At 38.5% G+C, this 5,140-nt stretch carries 4 protein-coding genes; all 4 read left to right on the plus strand.

The annotated features are described in order from the left end of the window. On the plus strand, positions 1-286 hold a 286-nt coding region (locus AC1DRQ_RS29370), incomplete at its 5' end, for an RNA polymerase sigma factor (protein WP_477429354.1). After that, positions 279-1,013 carry a tetratricopeptide repeat protein gene (locus AC1DRQ_RS29375; RefSeq protein WP_477429356.1) on the plus strand — a complete coding sequence of 245 codons (735 nt, stop codon included), beginning with the start codon at positions 279-281 and terminating at the stop codon, positions 1,011-1,013. The genes AC1DRQ_RS29370 and AC1DRQ_RS29375, both read left to right, overlap by 8 nt. Before the next feature lie 5 nt (positions 1,014-1,018). Next, positions 1,019-2,386, plus strand: a complete 1,368-nt coding sequence (locus tag AC1DRQ_RS29380) for a S8 family serine peptidase (RefSeq protein ID WP_477429358.1) — start codon at positions 1,019-1,021, stop codon at positions 2,384-2,386. Positions 2,387-2,397: 11 nt separating this feature from the next. Then, a partial coding sequence (locus AC1DRQ_RS29385; RefSeq protein WP_477429360.1) for a CHAT domain-containing protein occupies positions 2,398-5,140 on the plus strand: 2,743 nt, incomplete at its 3' end.

Raw genomic sequence — 5,140 nt, forward strand, 5'->3', positions numbered from 1 at the left:
AGATACCATACCTTATGATAGTTTGGTTTATGAGCTTCCGGATGAAACAAGAAACATTATCCAAAAGCTTATTGCAAAAGATGAAAGGCAACAAATAATTGAAAAATTAGAAGAAATAGGTAATAAATGCAAGGAGTTGCTACTCTTGTTTGAAGATGGGTACAACGATAAAGAAATTGCCGGATATATGAAGTATCAGTCGGCCGATGTAGTTAAAACAACACGGTTACGCTGTTTGGAAAAATTGAAATTGAAATTTACAAGAACCCAACACCAAAATGAATAATTCATTGCACTATATTGATGATTATTTCACCGGAGCACTGAACGATGATGAAAAAAAGGCATTTGAGCAAAGATGCCTTAATGACCAGGACTTCGCAAAGGAGGTTGCGGGATATATCAGTATTCGTGACGGGTTAAACGTGCACGTACAACAGCAAAAACGAGAAGAATTTGCAAGGCTATACCAGGAGTTATCTGCTGCCCCGACCAAACCAGCTAAGATTATTAACCTTAAACAGATAGCCTTTTTGGCAGCTGCCTGCATTCTGTTGATCATTGGGTGGTTTGCATTTTTAAAATCTCCTGACCCTCAAAAAATCGCTGATAAATATATAGCTGCAAATTTAACTACACTTGGGTTAAACATGGGAGGGGCTGATTCGCTGCAAGCAGGAATAGCTGCCTATAATTCAAAATCGTACCCCTTAGCAGAGCGATTGTTTATGCCGCTTACAAATAAACCGGGAATGGCTCCCGAGGCTATTAAATACCTCGGGCTAACCCACCTTGCTATGAAGCGGTATGATGATGCTTTGAAAAATTTTGATGAATTATCAGCAATGCCTTTATATACCAATCCAGGGCAGTTTTATAAAGCGCTTACCCTCATGGTACGGTCACAAGGCTCAGATATTCAACAAGCAAAAGAAATACTACGGAAAATAATTAATGAAAATTTATATGGCAATCAGGAAGCCAGGAACTGGCTAAAACAAATTAAAAATTAGGCCCCATGGAAACCAATCAGAAAAAATCACAGCACTTGTTTACGCGTATTGCTATCCCCTGCAAACCAAATTACAGCCTTTTGGAGAAAACCTATCGCAAAAACCAACTTATTGTAACTTTTGGAAAAATTCCATCAGATGAAGAAGTTAAAGAAGTAAAAGGTTATTTTAATAAAATGGGTATTAAAAAGATTAAAAAAGTTAAATGCAATTGTAATATGCCCGTACAATTGTGGCTTGCAAAGGATATTCATACCATAGTAAGTGGAAATGGCGTTAAAGCAGGTACAGGCCCCGGTACCAAAACTGTAGGCGAAAGTTACTCGCTAAATTTTTTAAGTAAAATTCCGCGCCATCATTGGGGGCAGTCCAAGCATTATCCATATAAAAATTCTGAATGCCCTCCTGCCAAAGAAGAGATAATAACTATTGCTGTTCTTGATACGGGTATTGATCTATCTATTGTAGATGGGGGTTATATCAATAATAATTATCAAAACAAACCTGGATATGAATGTTTCGGCGATGCTGTAAATGGCTGGAACTTTGTTGATGATAACGCGAATATAAAAGATGATAACCCTGGTCTTCACGGAAGCCTGGTAACTCAATTCATCATCAATCAGTTTAAAAACTCAACTAAATCAGTTAAGATCATTCCGCTAAAAACCCATGACCGTAACGGAAAGGGCGATCTGTTTAAAATATTTTGCGCCATTTATTATGCAATAGCAAAGGGGGCGAAAATTATTAATGCCAGTTGGGGGTTTTATCATTATGAAGAAGCTCCTGTAAAACAACTTAATGCCTTAATTGCAACCTTAAAGGATGAGGGTATTTTATTTGTTACTGCTGCAGGTAATCAGAGCGATGCCGACGATAAAATTGCAAGAGGAATTTTTGCGCAACAAGGTATCAATCCTTCCCCTTTTCAACTTCGTAACCTGGCCATACACCACTTTTTGCCGGCTAATCTTAGCAAATCTGCGGAAAATCTGATCACTGCTACTACAAGTAATGGTGAAGTGGTTGCTGCTACAGAAAATCACTCTAATGTTTTTGTTGATCTTGGGGTATTAGCAGATAAATCTGAAAAAGGGGATTTATTATTTGAAGTTCCGTTTAACCTAAATGGGGCTGTTGAGTATGTTAGAGGTTCGTCTTTTGCAACTGCTATTGCTACCGGCATAATTGGCGCCAATTGCGATACGAAGCTTTATACCAGAAAAACGATAAACAAACAATCATTTATCAAAAACCTTTTTGATTTTTCCGAAAATGCCCGGGGAGTTGCTTTATGCAAAAAATTTGCGGCATTAGAACAGGAGCTCATTAAAGACGGCGTGTGTGTGCAAAAGCACCCCGATATATAAAAAAGTCCATTATGAAAGCCTTGTGGAGAATTGCTGTTTGGTTATGCATGTTGGTTTTCCAGATAACCATATGCCATGCGCAATGTCTTTCTGATGATAGCATCCGCCAGGAGATCAGTATTATTAAAAATGATCAGAGCGATAATTATTTAAAAATACACAGGCTTACAACGCTGCGGATCTCCTATTTAAAGTGTCATCAAAAAACAAGCGCAGTATATGCAGAAATCATGCACCGTTTGGGCGACTATTACGCCCAAACCGGAAATTTGGAATTGGGTATAGCGTACACAGCTGCTGCAGTAAACATTAATGAACATACTGGCATTAAGGAGCCTTTTTTATGTAATAGCTATTATAATCTGGGGATATTTTATTTACAATTAAACCTGATCCATCAATCAAATGATTGTTTTAACCGTTGCATAACAACTGGCAGGAACTTTCCCGAAAAATACTTTATTACAGGGATGGCCCATACGCAATTGGCATATGCCTTTTTTAAAGCTGGTGACTATCAACAGGCAAAAGAAATTTCATCTAAAGGGATGTTTTTCTCAAATGCCGCTAAAGATACGGTGGAGGGAGGGGCCCTGTGGGTGCAAAAGGGGCAGGCCGAGATTGAGCTTGGTGATTTTAAAAGTGCCCAACAAAGTATTATTATGGCATTATCAATGCTTAAAGGGAAAGCCACTATTCAGCTTGCTTCAGCTTATTCTACCTATGCTAATTTTCTCAACGCTACCGGCAAGCATCAGGCAAGCCTGGTTTATTACCTAAAAGCCTTTCTTTTAAATAAAAAACTTCAAAACTTTAATCAATGTGCAAATGATCAAAATGATTTGGGGAATGTTTATGGCAAAGATCTGAAGCAGGAAGCTAATGCAAGGAAATGCTTTACCCTGGGGCTGCAATTAGCCAGCAAGTATAAAAACAGTTACCAAATGGTGGGATTTTATGAAAACATAGGCGTTAGCTATTGGAGACAGGGCGATTATAAACAGGCTTTAACATTTTATCAGAAAGGGTTAAATGCTCTTCCAATAAAATTTAAAGATACGGCGGTTATCAGTAATCCTACAATAGGGATGTTAAGCCAGGTATCCAATGATTACTACGTAAGTACATTACTTGCTGATAAAGCAGAAAGTCTGCTTGCCTCGCATAAAAAGAAATCAGATAAAAATTTGTTAAAAGCTGCCCTGCAAACTTTTACCCTGGCCGACAGATCTGTAGATATGATGCGCTGGAAACAGTACGGAGAACTTTCCAAACTGCTTTGGCGCAGCCAAACCAGGCAAATGTATGAGAATGCCATAGAAGTTTGTTACCTGCTTAATGATATTGAAAAAGCATTTTATTTTTTTGAAAAAAGCAGGTCTGTTTTACTAAATGATCAACTGAGCTACTCATCAGGAACACAGTTCATTCCGGATGAAAAGCTGAAAAAGAAATTACAGGCGAAAATGGATAGCCTTAACAAACAATTGATATCACTAAATAGTGATGAGCTTGTTAAGAGGTTAAAAACAGAATGGTTGTCTGTTCACCAGGAGTGGGAAGATGAGCAAAACCAGCTTAAAGCAAAACTGTCTGAAAGCACCATGCTTCCCGATAGCTCATTCTGGTCAGTTAAAAAGGTACAACAGCAGCTCTTGAATAATAAACAGTCGCTGGTAGAATATTTTAATAATAACGCTGTGGTTTATGCTTTATTAATAACGCCCGTTAAAGCGCAGATATATAAAATATCTTATGCTGATTATTTTCATGATAGCAGTGAATTTTTAAAATACTGCTCAAATGCAGGCCTGCTTAATCAGCATTATGACCATTACACAAATTTGGCCCGCAAATTATATCAAAACCTTTTTAAGCCTTTGCAAATTAAAACTCAAAGGGTTATTATTTCGCCTGGAGATCATTTTATCTCTTTTGATGCCCTGCTTGACGATCCGCATTCAGACGATAGCTTCCTGGTCAAAAAGTATTCATTCAGTTATGTTTATTCCATGCGGGTATTAATGAATCATCGCCGGAGCACTACTGATCAAAAGATTGTTTTTTTAGGAATTGCTCCTGAAAATTATGCTTCGCCTACCCACCTGCAAAGTTTAACAGGTTCTGTTGCCTCTCTTAAGCGCATAGGAGCCAGGTTCAAGGCCTCTTTATTGTTAAATGGCGAGAATGCTAAAAGAAGCCAGTTACTTGCCAAGTTGCCGCAATCTCAGATTGCACAAATATACTCACATGCCGCGGCAGACAGTACCACACGCGATCCGTTGCTTTATTTGGCCGATTCGGTTGTTTTGATGAGTGATATACAAAAGTTAAAATGCCGGGGTACGGGTATGGTGGTACTTTCGGCCTGTAACACAGGGGTAGGCTATATGGCAGTTGGCGAGGGCTTGTTTAGCCTTGCCAGGGGATTTCGTTTAKCGGGTATTCCAAGTACGGTAACTAATTTATGGCAGGCTGATAACCAGGCCACTTATGAGTTAACAGAAAGCTTTTATAATTACCTTAGGATAGGGTTACCCAAGGATGTGTCTTTAAGATTAGCCAAACTCGACTATTTAAAAAGTGATCAATCCCATTTATTACCTTATTACTGGGGAGCTACCATAATTTTAGGCGATAGCTCAGCCGTAATTACCCCTTTAAGTCAGGGTTCGCTTAATTTCATTCAGTTATTTATCCCTTCCATAATGGTGGTCGCTTTGCTTGGTTGTCTTTATGTACTTGTGTTTGAGC

The organism is Mucilaginibacter sp. P4_E8 (assembly GCF_056401495.1).